Consider the following 18,701-nt stretch of genomic DNA (forward strand, 5'->3'; position numbering starts at 1 on the left):
AGTTACAAAAAAATGAAGAAGTTTTTTTATTAATTAGAAAAAATAAAGAGCGAAATATACGCTCTTTATTTTACAACCTAACCTAATAACCCTTATATATTAATTATGGATATATGTATAAATTAATTCGAAATTTTAAAAATTACGAATCACTCATAAGAGTGGTAAAATTAGATGTTCTATCTGTTATATAAATTGATGTAGATCAATAAATAAGGATTTATAGTTTTTTAGTAAAATTAAATGTTTTACCATTTTGAATTAATTTCATTGTTGATCCATTTTTACCAAATTCAATTTTAATTTTTGCTGGAGGAAATTCAAAATTTGTTGATGATATTGCAGTTAATGGAAATGCAGATTGTCCAGTTGCTTGTCCCATAAAAGTATCATTTTCAATAAAAAACTTGATTGAGATCGGAATTTCATTCGAAGAATATTCATTTGAGTATTTTTCTAAAATATTTGTAGAAATGTCAACAGAAATTAACTTTTTAGGTAACTCAATTTTTTTATTGTGTGTTGCATTATACAAATTCTTTTTAAGAAAATCTCCCGATATTTCGTTTACATTTTGAGTAATTGCATAACAGTAAGTTGTATTTTCAAAGCAAAATGTATACGAACTAAACCCATCAATTCCTCCATTATGTCCAATTCCTATCAATTCGTTTATTTTGTCATTAAACAATCCATATCCAAATTGATTATTAATTGTTGTCATCTGTTTTACTAAACTTGATTTTACAATTTCTCCTTTTAATAGGGAATAATAAAATTTATTTAAATCTGTAGGATTAGAAACCATAACTCCAGCTCCAAGTGGAACTGTCATAGAAGATTCTGGCAATAAATTGTATTTGTTGTTATAATAATTATAAGATTTTGCTTCATTTTTATCTGCTAAAATTTTTCCTCCAATTTTAGTGTTTTCTAATTTTAATGGCTTAATAATGTTTGTTTCAACTAAATTTTGATACGTTTTTTTAGAAACATCTTCGAGAATGAAACCTAATAAAATGTAATTCGAATTTGAGTATTCTTCTTTTGATCCAGATTCAAAATTAGACTCTAATGCATAGATTTTTGATAATAATTGTTCTTTTGTTTGATCTTGTAAATACCATTCAGAAAAATATTTGGAATTTGTAAGATTAAAAATTCCAGATTGATGTTGTAATAAATGTCGAATACTTATTTTATCTGCATTTTTAACTTTTGGATAAAAGTTAGAAAGTTTTGTTTCAAGAGTTAATTTACCATTTTCAATCATTTTCATGATTAAAGTTGCCGTAAATGTTTTTGTAATAGAGCCAATTCTGAATTTAGTTTTTTTATTGTTAGTTAAATTATTTTCATAATCTCTATTTCCAAAAGAATTAGAATAGGTTTCTTTTCCATTTTCAAAAATAGAAACGCTCCCAGCGCCAATCTTTTGTTCGTTCAGCGAGATAAACAAACTATCTAAGCCTTGTTTATTAAGGTTTTGTGCTAATGAATAAACCGAAGCTAGACATGCAAAAGTGATTAAAAATTTTCTCATAGTTTTTGTGGTATTATTAGTGCTAAAATTGTTGTAGAAAGAATTAAAAGAAAGACAACAGCAACGAATCCTACTATTTGTTTAATGTTTTTCATATTCGTAACTGTTTTAAAACCGATAAAAAGATAATAAAACATGACCACCATAAAAAAGATCGCGATAAATGCTACAATTAGTATAACTGTCATGATAGAAGCGTCTTGTAAAACAGTTAAATTGTTTGACAAAACTCCTTCTGTAACTTTATTTATTTTGTTATTAATAAATGGGATAAAATCTGTGATAAATACAACGTAATAAGCAATTCTTGAAATTAGAACTACATTTACAATATCGATGATACGCGTTTTTGGATTGATAAATTTCCCATATAGAAAGAATAAAAGTATTGCTATTACTACATTTCGCGTGTTTTGGTATAAAATATCTACAAATGAAAATTCGATATTCACTTTTTTGATACTCAAAAAATCCGGAAAATAAGAATCAGCCAAATTACAGATATACGAAAATAAAATATGTGCTATTAATCCAATAATCAATAATAATTTATCGTCAAAATAAGCAAACGGATTAAGAATTTTTTTGAGCATTTTTTAATGTATTTATTGTGTTAATTAATTCATCTGGTTGATCACAACTTATCAAATATTTTACATTTTCTAATTCTATGGCAATCAATTTTGATCGATCTTTTATATTACATCTGTAATTATCCATCGAAATTCCAATCAATCCATAAACGCCTCGTGCGCCAACAATCATCAAATTATTTTGAGACTTTCGCGAGATTGATTTTATTTCATGTATAGGAATAGTAGTTGTTTTTATTTTAGAAATAATATAAATATTATTCAAATCAACTTTAATTTTATTTAATGAAAATAAATAGCAACCAATAATTATAGGAAGTACAATTGCCCAATATAAATAAAGAGTCGGATTTAAAAATCCTTCATAATATGAGACAGAAAGTCCAACTAATAGTAGAAATGTTATCAATAAAATAGTCGTTATTTTAAAAAATGGTGACATCGAAACAGAAAATTCTTTATTCATCTGATATTGTATTTATTTTATTTATTAAATCGTCAACTTTATTACGCATCGTTGGATAACTTACATCCATTTGTTTCGCCATATATTTTAGACTTCCAGAATTTAAAAAGAATTGCATGATAAAGTTTTGTTCTTCAGTAGATAGCTTCAAGAATAATGGTAATTCGTAATTTCCGACGACTTGTGTTTCGCAATTGTTACATACCAATTTTTCTACAGCTAATTCTTCTGAACAGCTTGGACATATAACAGGTAATTTTTTTGACATGATAAATAAAATTAAAATTAACTTTAATAAAATTAATTATGTATTTAATAAAATCAAAATTTAAAATCATATTTTTACAACTTTAATTTTATTGATACATTTGCAGCCTAACATTTTAGGAGAATGAATTTTAAGAAATTAGCTCTTGCTGCATTGGCGATTGGGACTACAGCTTATATTGTTAATCATAACAAAAAAGATATTAAATATAAACCAGCTCAAAATTTTGATTTAGGTGGATTTTTAGGGCGTTGGTACGAAATTGCTCGATTAGATAATAAAGTGCAAAAAGGTCAAACAAACGTAACACATCGTTTTAATTTGAATGAAGAAAGTGGTTCATTGGAAATTATTGTGCGTGGATATGCGGCGAAGAAAAAAGGGTGGAGTAAAATTGAAGGAATTGCAACTCAAGATATTGAAAATGTAGGATTGTTTTCGACAACTTTTTTACCAATTTTTGCAAAAAAAATATATGTAATTGATTTTGATAAAGAGTATAACAATGCATTAGTAGCAAGTGAAGATTATAAGAAATTATGGATTTTATCGCGTAAGAAAGAAATTTCTGACAAGGTAAAAGATCGATTTTTAGATTCGGCTAAGAAAGTAGGTTTTGATCCAAGTAAATTGATTTGGCCTTCTCAAGTTCCAATTTCGAAATAATTTAGTTTTAAGACATAAAAAAAACCTCGCGATGCGAGGTTTTTTTATGAAATTATTTTAGGTTTTTCTTTTCCCAATCAATCGGAAAATCACAACTTTGATATTCTTTTCCAATTTTAATATAAGCATCGCCAACCTGACGTTTTACCCAATCCATTAACATTGTACGCTCTTTATCTTGAACAGCAAATTTTTGGATTCTATAGTAATCGTCTTCATAGTTGATTTTGTGTGCTGGATAGAATTTATTAATTTTTAAAATTCTTAATGCTTTTCTATTTTCAAAATCATCTTCAAAAACTTGAGAAATATCTCCTTCGTTTAGTGTTGCGATTGCTGTAAACATTGGTAGAGGTAATGCCATTTTTTCGAAACGATCGTCCCCAGAATTTTGATTCATGATATTTCCTGAGTTAAATTTTGTGTATTTATCATCAGAAAATCTTAAAGCTGCATCTTTGAAAGTCATTTTACCATCATTAATTAATACTCGAATTGAGTCTAATTTGTTGTTAGCTGCTTTGATTTCTTCTTCTGTAGGTTTCAATGTAATCAAGATATGACGTAAGTCTAATTCTTGTCCACGACGTTTTTCTAACTTGATAATATGGTATCCAAAATCGGTTTTGAATGGATCAGAAACCTCTCCTTCTTGTAAGTTAAATGCAACTGCATCAAATTCTTTTACCATTTTACCACGAGATACTTTTTTGTATTCACCTCCGTTACTTGCAGAACCTGGATCTTCTGAATATAAAATTGCTTTCGTTGCAAAAGAAGCACCTTCTTCGATTTCTTTTTTAATCTCTTTTAATTGATTGACAATTTTTTGTTGATTTTCTTCTGAAACCTGTGGATACATTACAATATGGCTAATAGAAACCTCGTCTTTTACATCTGGTAATTCACCTTTATGTTTTTCGAAAAATAAACGAACTTCTTCTGGTGTTGCATCAGCACCTTTTACAACCATAGTTCTTTTTTCGCGAGCATAAATATTATCTTCTACAATATATTTTGTTTCGTTTTTCATTTCCGCCATTGTACGGAATCCGAAATAGTCTAAGATTTGTTTTTCTCCACCAGCTTGTGCTACCCATCCTTCGATTTGGTTGTTTAATTGTCGAGTTACCTCGTCTTGTGTCACTTTAATTAAAGTATCTTGTTTTGCACGGTCTACCAAAATTTTATCTAACATAATGTCGTTTAAGAAATCACATTTGTCATTAACTTCCATTCCTTGTTGTTTTGACATTAAGTAATCACGATCAACATCAGACTCTAATACAATCTGATCTCCGACAACAGCAGCAATACCATCTACTTTAGCAAGACGTTTTGGTGTTGGTTTTGCTGTTTGTGCAAAAGTATTTACCGTAAACAATGTTGCAATTAACAACATCATACTCGATTTAAATTTCATATACTTTAATTTCTATTTTAATATTCTAAGCTTGATAAAATACTTATCAATGAGCAAATTTAACTTTTTTTGTTAAAGTCTAACATATTTTAATTTCCTTTAACAAAAGAATTGATTTTTTAGTTTATTGTTAAGACTAAATTAATCCAAATGTTCGAAGCGAAACATTCCACGCAGATTCAAAATCAAAAAGGTTTAAACCATGCTTTTCTTTGTGTTCATTTGCAAAACTAATTAGTTTTTCGGTAGGCATATTTCCTACCATATCACTTTTCGACATTGGACATCCGCCCAGACCTTTTATAGCGCCATCAAAACGACGACAACCATTATCATAAGCAGCTTTTACTTTTGTATGCCAATCTGTATAAACCGTATGAAAATGTGCTCCAAATTCAATTTCCGGGTAATGAGGAATCAAATTTTGAAATAAATCTACAATCGTTTTTTCATCAGCTACGCCAATTGTATCTGATAAATTGATTGAAGAAATTCCAATATCAGCCATTTTATTCGACCATTCTTTTACTATTTCTTCATTCCACGTTTCGCCATAAGGATTACCAAATGCCATGGAAAGGTAAATTAACATATGTTTACCATTATCATTCGCAATTTGATTGATTTCTTTTACTATTTCAAAAGCTTCTTCACGGCTTTTGTTGGTATTATATTGCTGAAAATTTTCTGAAATAGAAAAAGGAAATCCAATAATATCTACTTTTTCGTGTTCTGCAGCTTTCATTGCACCACTTTTATTAGCAACTACAACAGATAATTTCGACTTCGAATTTGTTTTATCAATATTATCTAAAACTTCTTTGGTGTCAGCCATTTGCGGAATTGCTTTTGGTGAAACAAAGCTTCCACAATCTATTGCTTCAAAACCAACAGTCAATAATCGATTTAAGTAATCGATTTTAGCGTCGGTCGGTATAAAATCTTTGCGTCCTTGCATCGCATCACGTGGACATTCAATAATTTTAAAAGTTAGCTCACTCATTTTTTTGGTTTATTTGCGCCTTAAAGGTAGATAATTTACTAATTTTGACAAAAATTAAAACGCAATGCAAACAGAATGGAGAGAAAAGTTGGTAACACGCTTTTTGAAATACGTTAAAACTTATACTGAAAGTGAGGCTTTCTTAGATAAATTTCCAAGTACAGATTGTCAATGGGATTTAGCAAATTATTTAGTTGAAGAATTAAAACAAATCGGTTTAGAAGATGTTTCAATTGACGAAAACGGATATGTTTTTGGTTATGTTCCATCTACTGTAGATCATGAAGTACCTACAATTGGTTTTGTTTCACATATGGATACATCACCAGATTTTTCTGGGGAAAATGTTCAGCCTCAGATTTGGGAAAATTATGACGGTGGTGATATTAAATTGAACGAATCAATGATTTTATCACCAAACGAATTTCCTGAATTATTACAATATAAAGGTCAAACAATTATTACAACTGATGGTACAACATTATTAGGTGCTGATGATAAAGCGGGTGTAGCTGAAATTGTAACAGCAGCAGAATATTTGATCGCGCATCCAGAAATTAAACACGGACGTATTGCGATTGGATTTACACCTGACGAAGAAGTTGGTCGTGGTGCAGATTTCTTTAATGTAGAGAAGTTTGGTGCAGAATGGGGATACACAATGGATGGTTCTGAAATTGGTGAGTTAGAGTACGAAAACTTTAATGCGGCTTCTGGAATTGTTACAATTAAAGGAAAATCTGTTCACCCAGGTTATGCAAAAGATAAAATGATCAATGCTTCTAATATCGCAATGGAATTTGCAGCGCAATTACCAAACGATGAAGTTCCTGAATTAACGGATGATCGCGAAGGATTTTTCCATTTAGCTAAGATTACTGGAAATGTTTCTGAAGCAAAAATGGTGTACATTATCCGTGATCACGATATGGAACAATATGAAGCACGTAAAGAATTATTCTTACAAATTGCAGCTGATATTCAAGAACGTTTTGATCACGAGGTGATTACAGCAGAAGTTTCAGATCAATATTTTAATATGATCGAGAAAGTAAAAGAAAAATTCCAATCTGTAGAAATTGCAGAACAAGCTTTAAAAGATTGTGGTGTAACGCCAAACATCAAACCAATTCGTGGAGGTACAGATGGTGCACGTTTATCTTTTATGGGATTACCTTGTCCTAATATTTTTGCTGGTGGTCATAATTTTCATGGACCTTATGAATATGTTCCAGTAGAATCAATGGAAAAAGCAACAGAAATTATTGTTCGTATTGCAGAATTAACTGCGGAAGGAGCAAAATAATAGTTACAATATAGCTTTAAAATAAAAAGTTTTCTATTTTGGTTTGAAATTTGTGTTAATTTTCAAAGTCTAAAATAGAAAACTTTTTTTATGAAAAATATTGTTTTGTGCGCTGTTGCATTATTTGGTTCATCATTTGCTTTTGCGCAAGAGGAAATTAATGTTGGAGATTTTAATATTTTAAAGGTTTATGATAAAATTCCTGTAGAATTAATTTCTTCGAATAAAAATCTTGTAGAGGTTGATGGTGTAAATGCTAGTGATGTGCAAGTTGAAAATAATAAAGGAGAACTGAAAATTAAAATGACAGGAACTAAGTTAATGCAAGGAGGAGAGGTAACGGTTAAGATTTATTATAAATCGTTGTACGAGATTCAAGCAAGTCAGGGTTCCCGTATTTATTCGGACGATGTATTAAAATCTCAATCATTAAATTTAACTTCAAATGAAGGTTCTTCAATCAAACTACCTGTTAATACAAGTAAATTAGAAGTTAAAATAAATTCTGGTGCAGAAGTTATTCTAACAGGAAATGCAGAATTTCAGACTGTTGTAGCAAATTCTGGTGGAAAATATTATTCGAAAACCTTGAAAGCAGAGAACTCTACACTTACGACTAATGCAGGTGGATTCATAGAAACAACTTCTACGAAATCTGTTGATGCAAAAACGAGAGCAGGTGGAGTAATTGATATTTATGGTGACCCTAAACAAAAAAATCAGAAAAAACTTGCTGGGGGAAAAATTAATTTTAAATAGTCTTAATGATTTATTAAAATAAAGTTTTACAAAGGTTTAGCATTGCTAAACCTTTTTTTATTAAAATATTTATAATTAATTAATTTATAATAAAATTATTATATATATTTGCTACACAAACCCTAAACTTACTATGAAAAAGATTTCTACCTTCTTTTTTGTACTTTTTCTTTTAGTGTGTACAAATACGTATGCACACGTAGGTAATGGAATAGATTCTCTGAATCTAAAAACAGATACTGTTCTTACAATTGTTAATAAAACTAAACTTTATATTGTACCTGGGACTACCATAAAACTTGATAAGCAAACTGAAAAACAAGTTGAAATTGTAAAAGTAAAGGTTTCACCAAAAAAAGAGAATTTAAAAAATAATTCGTCGATAGAATTAGCAAAGTTTAAAATACCTAAAAAGACTGAAAAATTAGAACAACATCTTAAGGAACTTAGTAAAAAGCCCTTGGTTGTAAAAAATACATATACTGCAAAATCTACTACGCTTTCAAAAGGAGACTCGTCTGATTATCCTATTATATCACAGAGTTCTAATCATCATGATTTGAAAAGTATTTGGATAAATCAAAAAGAAAAAATTGGCTTTTTCTACATAGTCAATAAAAACATACGTTTATAAACTACAGCTGAAAATATATTGAATAAAGCAATCAATAAGTCTTTATTCTCTCGCCCTCCACCAGCTATTGCTTAATTTTTTATAATTAAGTAAACAACTTACTTATTACAACTATTTATTTTATAACTCGAGGATGTCATTTTTATAAATGATCTATTTCTCGTAGAATATTATTTTTTAATCAATAGAATTATATGAAAAAAACTTTACTTAGCCTAGCTTTTATAAGCTTAGCGTATTATTCTCATGCACAAGTGGGAGTAGGAACAAACGATCCAAAAACTACATTAGACGTTGTAGGTAAACCTGCAGATACAACGACTCCTGATGGTGTAACAGCACCACGAGTTACGTATGCACAATTAAGTGCAAAAGATGCTATTTATGGTGCTGATCAAACAGGAACTATAGTTTATGTTACTGCTCCAATAGCCTCAGGAACACCTGCAGGTAAAACAGTTAATGTAACCAAAATTGGTTATTATTATTTTGATGGGGCATTTTGGCAAAAATTTACACCAGATGCAGCTGTACAAGACCTACGTTTTGTAGGTGACAAGAATCACGTTACACAAGATGCTGGTGTAGGCTCTAATGGTACTTCTTTGGGTACAGGTAGTAATAATATAGCTATTGGTGATTATTCACAAGCTTCAAAAGTATCTGGTAATTTTAATATAGGTGTTGGTTCGTATAGTTTAGCGTCTAATACAACAGGTAATAATAACGTTGCCATAGGTTCGGATGCTCTTATGTCTAGTACAACTACTATTGGTAATGTAGCTATAGGTTACAAAGCATTAACCAATACTACAACAGGTAATAGAAACGTAGCTATAGGTAGTGATGCACTTAGTAGTAATATTACTTCAAATGAAAATACTGCTATAGGTTCTGGCGCTCTTTTAGCTTATGATGAAGCAATAGTTTCTGGAGGAAATACAAGTTTGGGAAATGGTTCTGGTATGGCCCTTACAACTGGTTCACAAAATACAATTGTAGGTAATAGAGCATTACATTTACTTGTAACAGGTGCTGATAATACAGCTATCGGTTCTGATGCTTTAACAAATTCTACAGTTTCAAATGGGAATACTGCAATAGGTAGATTAGCTAGTCTGAATTTAAAAGGAAATAACAATACTTCTTTGGGTTTACAAGCACTGAACAACTCTTATGCATCAAATTCAGGTAACACTGCAATTGGGTATTCTTCAGGTCAAGCTAATAGTAGTGTAACAGGTCTTACGGCTACAAATGTTACTTTTTTAGGATCAGGTTCACAGATTGATGGTAGCCTAACAACAGGCACAATATCTAATGCTACAGCTGTAGGTTCTGGTTCAGTAGTTAGCACAAGTAACACTGTTATTTTAGGACGTGCAACAGCTACTGGTAACACAGATAATGTTGGTATTGGTGTTACGGCACCTACAAATGCATTACACGTAAAAGCTGCTTCAAATCCAGTAAAATTAGAAGGTTTAGTTACAGATAACACAGCTCCTAATTTAGTTGTAGCTGACGGTACAGGTGTTTTAAATGTAAATCGTCAGCAAAAAGTGGACATCTAAGACCTAAAATTTAAGCTAGTGTTTTAAAAAGCATTAACTTTAATTATGGCAAATTCAAAAAAGAAAACTCCTGAAAAATTTGTAAAAGATATTCGTCAAAACACAAGACGAATATTTACAGCGGAACAAAAGATTTTAATTGTGATGGAAGCCTTACGTGCTGAGATTTCAATAGCTGAACTTTGCCGCAAATATGCTATTTCACAATCTCAATTTTATAAGTGGAATAAAGAATTTTTAGAAGCTGGTAAAAAACGATTGTCTGGAGATATTACACGAGAAGCAACAAGTGATGATGTAAGTGATTTACGCAAAGAGAATCAGCTTTTAAAAGAGATTGTAGCTGATTTAGTTGTTCGCTATGATATCGTAAAAAAAACCTTGGATTCGTTGGATTAAAGACAAAATTCAAGAAATATATGCGATTATCAGCAAGTGAAAAACACGAAATCATACAGATTGTAACTCGATCAGAAATTGGGGTTAAACGAACTTTAGAGGAGTTTGGAATTGCCCGAAGCACCTTCTATAAATGGTATTCAAATTATTTAGAAAATGGTTTTGAAGATTTAGAATCTAAACGCCATTCAATTCATCGAAAATGGAATAGTATTCCTGAATCTCAGAAAGATTTAATTGTAGAATTAGCTCTAGATTATCCAGAGTTATCTGCTAGAGAACTGGCTTTCAAAATGACTGATGAATTAGGAATTTATATTTCAGAATCGAGTGTTTATCGAATATTGAAGCAACGAGATTTAATTTCTGCTCCCAATCATATTTTAATTGTAGCAGCGAATGAATTTAAAGATAAAACAAATTTTGTTCATCAAATGTGGCAAACCGATTTTACTTATTTTAAAATTATTGGATGGGGATGGTATTATTTGAGCACAATTTTAGACGATTACAGTCGATATATTATTCATTGGGAATTGTGTAGCTCCATGAAAGCTGAAGATGTGAAAAGAACTGTAAAAACAGCAATTGAAAAAGCGAAATTAAAGACGAAACAGAAACCAAAATTATTATCGGATAATGGACCTTGTTATGTGTCAAGTGAATTAAAAGATTACTTGAAAAATACGCAAAAAATGAAGCATGTAAGAGGAAAACCACTACATCCACAAACACAAGGAAAAATCGAAAGGTATCATAGAACAATGAAAAATGTAGTGAAATTAGATCATTATTATCATCCTGATGAGCTGAAAGAAGCTCTAAATAAGTTTGTAGAAAATTATAACAATTCTAGGTATCATGAGGCTTTGAACAACCTTACACCTTCGGATGTTTATTTTGGTAGAGCAGATAAAATTTTGGAACAAAGAGCAATTATTAAACAACAAACAATTGCAAAAAGAAGGCAGTTGTATTTTCAAGAAAAAATAATAAATTTATAAACCAAACACTCTCTTAATTTTTAGAAAGAGGTGTCTAAATTATTTTGACAACGTACATACCAATCAACCCAATTTGGCAGCGCCAGATATCGATTGGGTAGAATTTGTTCGCGATTTTGAGAGTAGAAAAAACATGGAAACCATCTTAGCACGCATCAACAATGTATTAGACAAAGTATACAATGCTAAAATATTGCACGATTTTGATAATTATCAAGTTGCTTTAGAAGATTATTCTTATACAACCTACAAAGCAGGTAGCTCGGCAACAGGGTATGAAACAAAACATACCGATATCAAACAATTTTTTGTTAACAGAGGAAATCCTCCAGTAAATAAAATAGTACAAACAGAATAATAAAATCTGATTAACACCAAAAATAGTAGCCCTTGGGCTACTATTTTTGTTTATAAAGATTATTTAACACGTTTTTTACTAAGCTAGCTTGGTTCTTTTGTAAGCTGGCTTGGTTCGGGACGTAGCCAGCTACGTCTTTGACGAGGAATTTCACGTTCGTAACGTGTCCGACATGGTTCTTAACGTAGCTGACCACGTCTTAGACGTAGTCAGCTTGGTTCAGAACGTATCAGACTACGTCCTGAACGTATAGAACGAATAAAAAAGGAAGTTTTTATTATTTGCGGTACGCTAATATTTTATCAATTCGATTACCATCTTTGTCTACAATTTCTAACGTCAAATCGTCTACATCTACTTTGTCGCCAACATTGGGTATGGTTTCGTATTTATCCAAAAAGATTCCTGCAACAGTTACATATCTATTTTCGATATCTTCGTCAATATCAATTTCAAAGAATTTCTCGAACTCGTAAATAGAGAATTGCCCATCTATCAACCATGTACCGTCTTCTCGTTCTACAATTTCGTAATCTTCGTCTTGGTTTTCTGGTGTATCGCCAACCAATTCATCCAAAATATCATTTATGGTTACAATACCCGCAGTAGTTCCATATTCGTCTAAAATAATGGCGAAATGTGCTTGCGAATTTTGTAACATTTCTAATAATGGATAACTAAACAAATTTTCGTTAACGAAAATCGGTTTATGAATAAACTTTTTTAGGCTAAAATCTTCTTTACTTACGCCAAACATATCTTTTAACTTCAAAATCCCGACGATTTCATCCAAATTATTGTTTTTCGTAACGGGATATGCAGAGTATTTGTTTTTCTTGACTTTGGCACGAGCTTTTTCATAATCATCAGAAATGTCTAATGAAGCAATTTCTGAACGATGTGTTGCTAAGGTATTTACACGACGATCTCCAAGCTCGAAAACACGTTCTAGAATTTCGTGTTCTTTTTCCTGAATTTCGCCACCTTCTGTACTTTCCTTAATAATATTTTTTATTTCTTCTTCTGTTACCACTTCGCTACCATCATCTTTGATTCCGAAAAGTTTCAAGAAAAAATCATTTGTAGCTGTTAACAACCAAACGAAAGGTGAAGTGATAACCGATAGCCATTTCATTGGTTTAGATACAATTGTAGAAACAGCTTCTGGGAATTTCATTCCTAAGCGTTTAGGTAATAATTCTCCAAAAACGATTGAAAAGTAGGTGATGATAACCACCATAATAATAGGAGAAAGTGTTTTTGCATACGGAGCTAAAAAGGGAATGGTTGTTAAAAAATTAGTTAAATCTGTTGTTAATTTATCACCAGAGAAAACTCCTAACAAGATACCAATTAAGGTAATTCCGATTTGAACTGTAGAAAGAAATTTATTTGGATTATCTGCTAGTTCTAGCGCGGTTTTAGCACCAGAACTTCCTTTCTTCATTTGATTTTCTAACTTGAATTTTCTTGACGAAACAAGAGCCATTTCTGACATCGAGAAAATTCCGTTCAATAAAATCAATACAATTAGTATAACAATCTCCACTTTTATTTTATAATTTTGATAAAAATAAACCAAAATCTAATACCGATCATAATGTCTCAATTTAATATTATGAAATTTTCTTATTTAATTTTACTTGCATTTATGCTTAATGCAGGATGTGCCTTTGGAAATAGTGATCAAACTCCTTCTGAAACGGATACGATATCTTCAACTTTTACAACAGCCGATTTGATTGGGAAAGGAAATCCTACAATGGTTGGAAAAGAATATAAACTGTTACCTGAAGTTGCAAAACAGTTTGAGTTGATGAAAGCAGATGCACAAAAGGCTGGTTTTACAATTAAAGTAATTTCGAGTTATAGAAATTATACGTATCAAAATGGAATTTGGGAGCGTAAATACAAAGCTAATCAAGCAAAAAAACTTAATGCAAAACAAAATATCGAAAAGATAATCGAATATTCTACTATTCCTGGTACCTCTCGTCATCATTGGGGAACAGATTTAGATATTATAGATGGAACACGAGGAGTTCCTGCAGATCCGTTAAATGAAAAGCATTTTAATGAAGGAGGATCGATGTATAAATTTAAACTTTGGTTAGATGAAAATGCCTCGAAATATGGTTTTTACTTGGTTTATACCAATCAACCAACGCGAAAAGGATTTAAATACGAACCTTGGCATTTTACATACAAAGCAATTTCTGAACCGATGTTGCAAGCTTATAAAAAGCTTGATATTAAGAAGGTATTACAAGAAAATAAACTTTTAGGAAGCGAAAATTTTACGGATGATTTTATCGAAAAGTATAAAAATGAAAACATACTTGATATAAATCCTGTTATAAAATAGTTAAAGCTCCTTTTGGAGCTTTTTTTGTGGTATCTTTAGATAAATTTAGAAATAGTTATTTTTTCGATGAGGTTAGTATTTTTCATAACGATTTTTTTGAGCATGAATCTGGTGATTTTTGCAAAGGGAACGGTTGTGAAAGATTTTGATGGAGATGGTAAATTTGATAAAGTTTCGATTAATTTCGAAACGAAGAAAATCGAATTTATTTTATCAGGTTCAGATTATGAAAAACAAAGTAGTTTAGCGTTTAGTAATTTAGATCGAAATGCGACGGTTGAAGAAACCAAGAAAGGTTTTAAGCTAACCAATACAATTAGAGATGTTGTTTTTACGTCTTTTTTTAGATACAATCGACAGACGAAGAAAATAGAATTGTCTGCTATAAAACGTGCAATTGTTTCGGATGATTTTACTAAAGAAAATGGTGAATCATCTTATTCAACTTCAACAAAAGAATTCGTCGCAAAATGGAATAGTGTAGATAAATCATCGAATAGAGTGATTGCTTTACCTATACTGAAAACTAAAATTGATATTGAGCCAATTAGTTTGGATAAATTCAATGATGTTTTTCTAAATAAATTTAGTCAACAAAGTCTAGCTTTTTATAAAACTGAAATTTCAAAACAGAAATAGTTATTGGGTCAAATCAATTGTTCTGAACGTTAGGTTGATTCGTGGAGAATTTACTTTTTTGGTAGGAGGTAAGCGATGTAACCAATAATCTTGTGTTTCGTCTTTCATCACTAATAAACTACCGCTTGCAAGAGTTAATGAAACAACTTCTTTTGTTTCTTTGTGTTTAAACCCAAATTTTCTTTCAGCACCAAAACTTAGTGAAGCAATTGCACCATGACGTTTTAATTGTTTTTCTCCATCACTATGCCAAGCCATACCTTCAGAGCCATCGTGGTATAAATTGACCAAGCACGAATTATAAGTTTCATTTGTTTTTTGTTCAACTAAATTTTTCAATTTCAGTAATGTTTCATTCCAATGTAAAGCAGTTTTGGTTATTTTGGAATAGGTATATGCAAATGGAAAATCACCATACCATGCAATTTTACGTTTGGTTTCAATTAATTTTCCAAAAATTATAGCTTGATCAGGTTTCCATTCAATTTCATCAAGTAGAACAGTATAATAATTATAGGCTTCTTCATCACTCATAATTTGACCAAAATAATTTACAGTACCATCCTGTGGCAATAAATTTTCTGTTCCGGTAAATAAGTCATTAAATAAATCCATGATGTAAAATGATGATTTAAAATTATTTCCAAATATAATTTGGAAAATAAAAAAAAAACAATAATTTTATTAAAGTTAAGGTTTAGTTAAATATGGAAAAAATTAATGTTAAACACCCATTTTTTATTTATGTAATAAGTTTTGGTTTAGTTGGTGTCGCTGGGTTTACGAAAGTGTTGAATTTTGAATCAGCAGATTATTTGATAAATACTACATTTTCAATATCTGTTATTTGTTTAATTTATGCATTAGTTCGTCTAAAAAAGTCAAGAAAAAATTATACTGATTTAGCTGATTAAAACATAAAATTAAAAAAAGCAACGATTATTTCGTTGCTTTTTCATTTAAATACTGTTCAAATTTTAATCCTTTTATATTATAAGGATCAAAACCTTTGTATAAATCGTTTAATAATTGCATGACTTGAAAATAAGTAAACAATGCAGAATATGAAGCCTGCTCTTGGTAAACAGGGATTTCGACTAAAAATAAAAATCGATCATACTTCGAAATCTGAACAGTATTCCCATCTTGATTAATCAAACCAATATAACTTCCGTCATAATCTGGTAGGTTATGAAAAATCTCAACAGCTTGTGATAAACTACCTTCCAAAGGTAATTCAGTTTCGACTTGTAAGTCGTCAGCGTAATTTTCAAAGAATATTTTCACAGTGCAAAAATAAGAAATTTTAATCTATTTTTAGGAATTCCTTTTTTTTCGCTCTAGAATGATTAAATTAGCATTCAAATTATGGAAAAAATGAGTTACGACATTATAGTTATTGGAAGTGGTCCTGGTGGATACGTAGCAGCAATTAGAGCAGCACAATTAGGTAAAAAAGTAGCAATCGTAGAAAAAGCAGAATTAGGTGGTATTTGCCTTAACTGGGGATGTATTCCTACAAAAGCTTTATTAAAATCTGCACAAGTTTTTAAATATTTAAATCATGCAGAAGATTTTGGAATCAATTTACCTTCAGATATTTCATTCGAATTCGGGAATGTAGTTTCTCGTAGTAGAGGAGTTGCAGACCGTATGAGTAAAGGAGTTCAATTCTTAATGAAGAAGAACAAAATTGAAGTGATCCAAGGTGAAGCGAAAGTTTTACCAGGTAAAAAAGTAAAAGTTACAGCGGCAGATGGTTCTGTAAGTGAATTATCTTCAGAAAATATAATTATTGCAACTGGAGCACGTTCTCGTGATTTACCAGCTTTACCTCAAGATGGTAAAAAAGTAATTGGTTACCGTGGTGCATTAGCAATGGAAAAACAACCGAAATCTATGATTGTTGTTGGTTCTGGTGCGATTGGGGTAGAGTTCGCTCATTTCTACAATACATTAGGAACAGAAGTTACAATTGTAGAATATTTACCAAGAATTGTTCCTGTTGAAGACGAAGATATTTCAAAACAATTACAATTATCTTTAAAAAAATCTGGAATCAAAATCTTAACGAATGCAGAAGTTACAGGAGTTGATACTTCAGGAGATATAGTAAAAGCTACAGTTAAAACAGCAAAAGGAGAAGAAGTTCTTGAAGCTGAAGTAGTTTTATCTGCTGCAGGTGTTGTTCCAAATACAGAAAACATTGGTTTAGAAGAAGTAGGTATTGCAACAGAAAGAGGAAAAATTGTAATTAACGATTTTTGTGAAACTTCTGTAAAAGGATACTACGCAATTGGTGATGTTGTAAAAGGAGCAGATTTAGCACACTTAGCATCAGCTCAAGGAATTTTATGTGTTGAACATATTGCAGGTGAAAAAGTAGAACCTATTGATTATGGAAATATCCCAGGTTGTACATATTGTTCACCAGAAATTGCATCTGTTGGTTTAACAGAAGCAAAAGCTATCGAAGCTGGTTACGAAGTAAAAGTTGGTAAATTCCCATTCTCTGCAAACGGAAAAGCTGTTGCAAATGGAGCTGCTGATGGTTTTGTAAAAGTAGTTTTTGATGCAAAATATGGTGAATGGTTAGGTTGTCACATGATCGGAGATGGTGTTACGGAAATGATTGCTGAGGCAGTTGTTGCTCGTAAATTAGAAACGACAGCACACGAAATTATGAAATCTGTTCATGCTCATCCAACAATGGCAGAAGCTATTATGGAAGCGGTAGAAGATGCATATGGACATGCAATTCATATCTAAAAAATAAAATTAGAATTTATAGTAGAAGCAGCCTTTTGGCTGCTTTTTTTTATTTTATCAAATCGTTAATTTTTTACCTACTGTGTATTGATTTAGTTTTTTAACTATCTTTACATAAATAAATTAAAAATAAATACAATATGAAAAAATTCTATTCTTTAGTAGCAGTTGCTGCTTTATCAACATTATCTTTTGCGCAAGGTTCTGAGTCATTCGAGACTCAATCAGTATTAACTTCGTCATATTTAGATGGATCTTTTGATGGTGAAACAACAGGAGTTAAAGTAAGTTTTGTACACTCTAGAAACGAAGGTTTAGGAACAGCTGATGATAGCTCTATACAATCAAAAGGTATAATGTTAAGAAGAGCTGATGAGCCTAGTTCTGTTGAGTTCTCAATTCCAAATGGAGTAGGAGACTTTACTTTTTCTTACAGAAAAGCTTTTACAGGTGGAGTTCCAAGAACTATTGCTGTTTATGTTGATGGTGTTCAGGTAAATGCTATGACTCCTTTTGGAGAAGGATCTGGAACTCAAACTACAGTTTACACTTCAACAACAACTATTAACAAAGAAGGAGCTGTAAAAGTTAAAGTTTCATTTGCAGGAGGAACAACTGTAGGAAATAAACAATTTACAGTAGATAATGTAGTTTGGACTAAATCATCTTTAGGATTAAATGATTTAGAGGCATCTAAAGCTGTTTTTAATACAGTATGGGGAGCAGACGCATTATTTTCAACTAAAGACAAAACTACTGTAGAAGTTTACAACATGAACGGACAGTTAGTGAAATCTTTCGAGGTTAAAGGTGTTCAAAATGTAAACGTTTCTTCTTTAGCTAAAGGAACTTACGTTGTTAAAACAACTTCTAACGGGAAAACAACTTCTCAAAAAGTAGTAAAAAAATAAGGAATAATTATTCTTAATCTA

The 18,701-nt window shown here is 30.8% G+C and carries 20 protein-coding genes and 1 pseudogene; 12 read left to right on the forward strand and 9 right to left on the reverse strand.

The genetic code is table 11. The features are described from left to right. Nucleotides 1-220: 220 nt before the first annotated feature. Genes AC2I98_RS01085 through AC2I98_RS01100 form a run of 4 tightly spaced genes read right to left on the reverse strand, consistent with a single transcriptional unit; the run spans nucleotide 221 to nucleotide 2,870 of the window. On the reverse strand, nucleotides 221-1,543 hold the full coding sequence (locus AC2I98_RS01085; protein ID WP_486412804.1) for a serine hydrolase domain-containing protein: 1,323 nt from the start codon (nucleotides 1,541-1,543) through the stop codon (nucleotides 221-223). Continuing rightward, nucleotides 1,540-2,136: a hypothetical protein gene (locus tag AC2I98_RS01090; protein WP_486412805.1), complete on the reverse strand. Its 597-nt coding sequence runs from the start codon at nucleotides 2,134-2,136 to the stop codon at nucleotides 1,540-1,542. The genes AC2I98_RS01085 and AC2I98_RS01090 overlap by 4 nt, the downstream gene beginning before the upstream one ends. Next, complete coding sequence (locus tag AC2I98_RS01095) at nucleotides 2,117-2,602, reverse strand: PH domain-containing protein (RefSeq protein ID WP_486412806.1); 486 nt, start codon at nucleotides 2,600-2,602, stop codon at nucleotides 2,117-2,119. Before AC2I98_RS01095 ends, AC2I98_RS01090 begins: the two co-directional genes overlap by 20 nt. Further along, complete coding sequence (locus AC2I98_RS01100) at nucleotides 2,595-2,870, reverse strand: DUF2089 family protein (RefSeq protein ID WP_486412807.1); 276 nt, start codon at nucleotides 2,868-2,870, stop codon at nucleotides 2,595-2,597. Before AC2I98_RS01100 ends, AC2I98_RS01095 begins: the two co-directional genes overlap by 8 nt. Before the next feature lie 123 nt (nucleotides 2,871-2,993). On the opposite strand from AC2I98_RS01100, the gene AC2I98_RS01105 reads away from it, so the two are divergent. Then, the gene (locus AC2I98_RS01105; protein ID WP_486412808.1) at nucleotides 2,994-3,536 is read left to right on the forward strand and encodes a lipocalin family protein; all 543 of its coding nucleotides are present in this window, start codon (nucleotides 2,994-2,996) and stop codon (nucleotides 3,534-3,536) included. A gap of 52 nt (nucleotides 3,537-3,588) precedes the next feature. On the opposite strand, the gene AC2I98_RS01110 is transcribed toward AC2I98_RS01105, so the two are convergent. Together AC2I98_RS01110 and AC2I98_RS01115 are read right to left on the reverse strand one after the other, a co-directional pair. Further along, complete coding sequence (locus AC2I98_RS01110; RefSeq protein ID WP_486412809.1) at nucleotides 3,589-4,959, reverse strand: peptidylprolyl isomerase; 1,371 nt, start codon at nucleotides 4,957-4,959, stop codon at nucleotides 3,589-3,591. Nucleotides 4,960-5,095: 136 nt separating this feature from the next. After that, a complete protein-coding gene (locus tag AC2I98_RS01115; RefSeq protein WP_486412810.1) occupies nucleotides 5,096-5,962 on the reverse strand; it encodes a beta/alpha barrel domain-containing protein in 867 nt (288 codons plus the stop codon). A 64-nt stretch (nucleotides 5,963-6,026) separates the two neighbouring features. On the opposite strand from AC2I98_RS01115, the gene pepT reads away from it, so the two are divergent. From pepT to AC2I98_RS01145, 6 genes and pseudogenes are all read left to right on the forward strand, one after another. Continuing rightward, nucleotides 6,027-7,268 carry a peptidase T gene (gene pepT / locus AC2I98_RS01120; RefSeq protein WP_486412811.1) on the forward strand — a complete coding sequence of 414 codons (1,242 nt, stop codon included), beginning with the start codon at nucleotides 6,027-6,029 and terminating at the stop codon, nucleotides 7,266-7,268. A gap of 90 nt (nucleotides 7,269-7,358) precedes the next feature. Continuing rightward, nucleotides 7,359-8,027 (forward strand): head GIN domain-containing protein, encoded by a 669-nt coding sequence (locus tag AC2I98_RS01125; protein WP_486412812.1) that lies wholly within the window; start codon nucleotides 7,359-7,361, stop codon nucleotides 8,025-8,027. Nucleotides 8,028-8,160: 133 nt separating this feature from the next. Next, a complete protein-coding gene (locus AC2I98_RS01130) occupies nucleotides 8,161-8,661 on the forward strand; it encodes a hypothetical protein (protein WP_486412813.1) in 501 nt (166 codons plus the stop codon). Between the two features lie 194 nt (nucleotides 8,662-8,855). Beyond that, nucleotides 8,856-10,235: a hypothetical protein gene (locus AC2I98_RS01135; RefSeq protein WP_486412814.1), complete on the forward strand. Its 1,380-nt coding sequence runs from the start codon at nucleotides 8,856-8,858 to the stop codon at nucleotides 10,233-10,235. 45 nt (nucleotides 10,236-10,280) lie between these two features. Then, nucleotides 10,281-11,638: pseudogene (locus AC2I98_RS01140) on the forward strand (IS3 family transposase). 73 nt (nucleotides 11,639-11,711) lie between these two features. Beyond that, nucleotides 11,712-11,996, forward strand: a complete 285-nt coding sequence (locus AC2I98_RS01145) for a hypothetical protein (protein WP_486412815.1) — start codon at nucleotides 11,712-11,714, stop codon at nucleotides 11,994-11,996. Nucleotides 11,997-12,273: 277 nt separating this feature from the next. On the opposite strand, the gene AC2I98_RS01150 is transcribed toward AC2I98_RS01145, so the two are convergent. Beyond that, the gene (locus AC2I98_RS01150) at nucleotides 12,274-13,545 is read right to left on the reverse strand and encodes a hemolysin family protein (protein WP_486412816.1); all 1,272 of its coding nucleotides are present in this window, start codon (nucleotides 13,543-13,545) and stop codon (nucleotides 12,274-12,276) included. 69 nt (nucleotides 13,546-13,614) lie between these two features. Here AC2I98_RS01150 and AC2I98_RS01155 point away from each other — a divergent pair, with 69 nt between their 5' ends. Both AC2I98_RS01155 and AC2I98_RS01160 read left to right on the forward strand, forming a co-directional pair. Then, nucleotides 13,615-14,361 carry a M15 family metallopeptidase gene (locus tag AC2I98_RS01155; protein WP_486412817.1) on the forward strand — a complete coding sequence of 249 codons (747 nt, stop codon included), beginning with the start codon at nucleotides 13,615-13,617 and terminating at the stop codon, nucleotides 14,359-14,361. Nucleotides 14,362-14,463: 102 nt separating this feature from the next. Continuing rightward, nucleotides 14,464-15,000 (forward strand): hypothetical protein, encoded by a 537-nt coding sequence (locus AC2I98_RS01160; protein WP_486412818.1) that lies wholly within the window; start codon nucleotides 14,464-14,466, stop codon nucleotides 14,998-15,000. Here AC2I98_RS01160 and AC2I98_RS01165 read toward each other — a convergent pair whose 3' ends face one another. Then, nucleotides 15,001-15,615: an alpha-ketoglutarate-dependent dioxygenase AlkB family protein gene (locus AC2I98_RS01165; RefSeq protein ID WP_486412819.1), complete on the reverse strand. Its 615-nt coding sequence runs from the start codon at nucleotides 15,613-15,615 to the stop codon at nucleotides 15,001-15,003. Nucleotides 15,616-15,707: 92 nt separating this feature from the next. Between AC2I98_RS01165 and AC2I98_RS01170 the strand changes: the two genes are divergently transcribed. Next, nucleotides 15,708-15,914, forward strand: coding sequence for a hypothetical protein (locus AC2I98_RS01170; RefSeq protein WP_486412820.1), 207 nt, complete (start codon nucleotides 15,708-15,710; stop codon nucleotides 15,912-15,914). A gap of 25 nt (nucleotides 15,915-15,939) precedes the next feature. Here AC2I98_RS01170 and AC2I98_RS01175 read toward each other — a convergent pair whose 3' ends face one another. Then, nucleotides 15,940-16,287, reverse strand: coding sequence for a hypothetical protein (locus AC2I98_RS01175; protein WP_486412821.1), 348 nt, complete (start codon nucleotides 16,285-16,287; stop codon nucleotides 15,940-15,942). 90 nt (nucleotides 16,288-16,377) lie between these two features. On the opposite strand from AC2I98_RS01175, the gene lpdA reads away from it, so the two are divergent. Together lpdA and AC2I98_RS01185 are read left to right on the forward strand one after the other, a co-directional pair. Then, a complete protein-coding gene (gene lpdA / locus AC2I98_RS01180; protein WP_486412822.1) occupies nucleotides 16,378-17,769 on the forward strand; it encodes a dihydrolipoyl dehydrogenase in 1,392 nt (463 codons plus the stop codon). Nucleotides 17,770-17,909: 140 nt separating this feature from the next. Continuing rightward, nucleotides 17,910-18,680, forward strand: coding sequence for a T9SS type A sorting domain-containing protein (locus AC2I98_RS01185; protein WP_486412823.1), 771 nt, complete (start codon nucleotides 17,910-17,912; stop codon nucleotides 18,678-18,680). Nucleotides 18,681-18,701 lie beyond the last annotated feature (21 nt).

This window comes from Empedobacter sp. EJD.6dd (assembly GCF_057369435.1).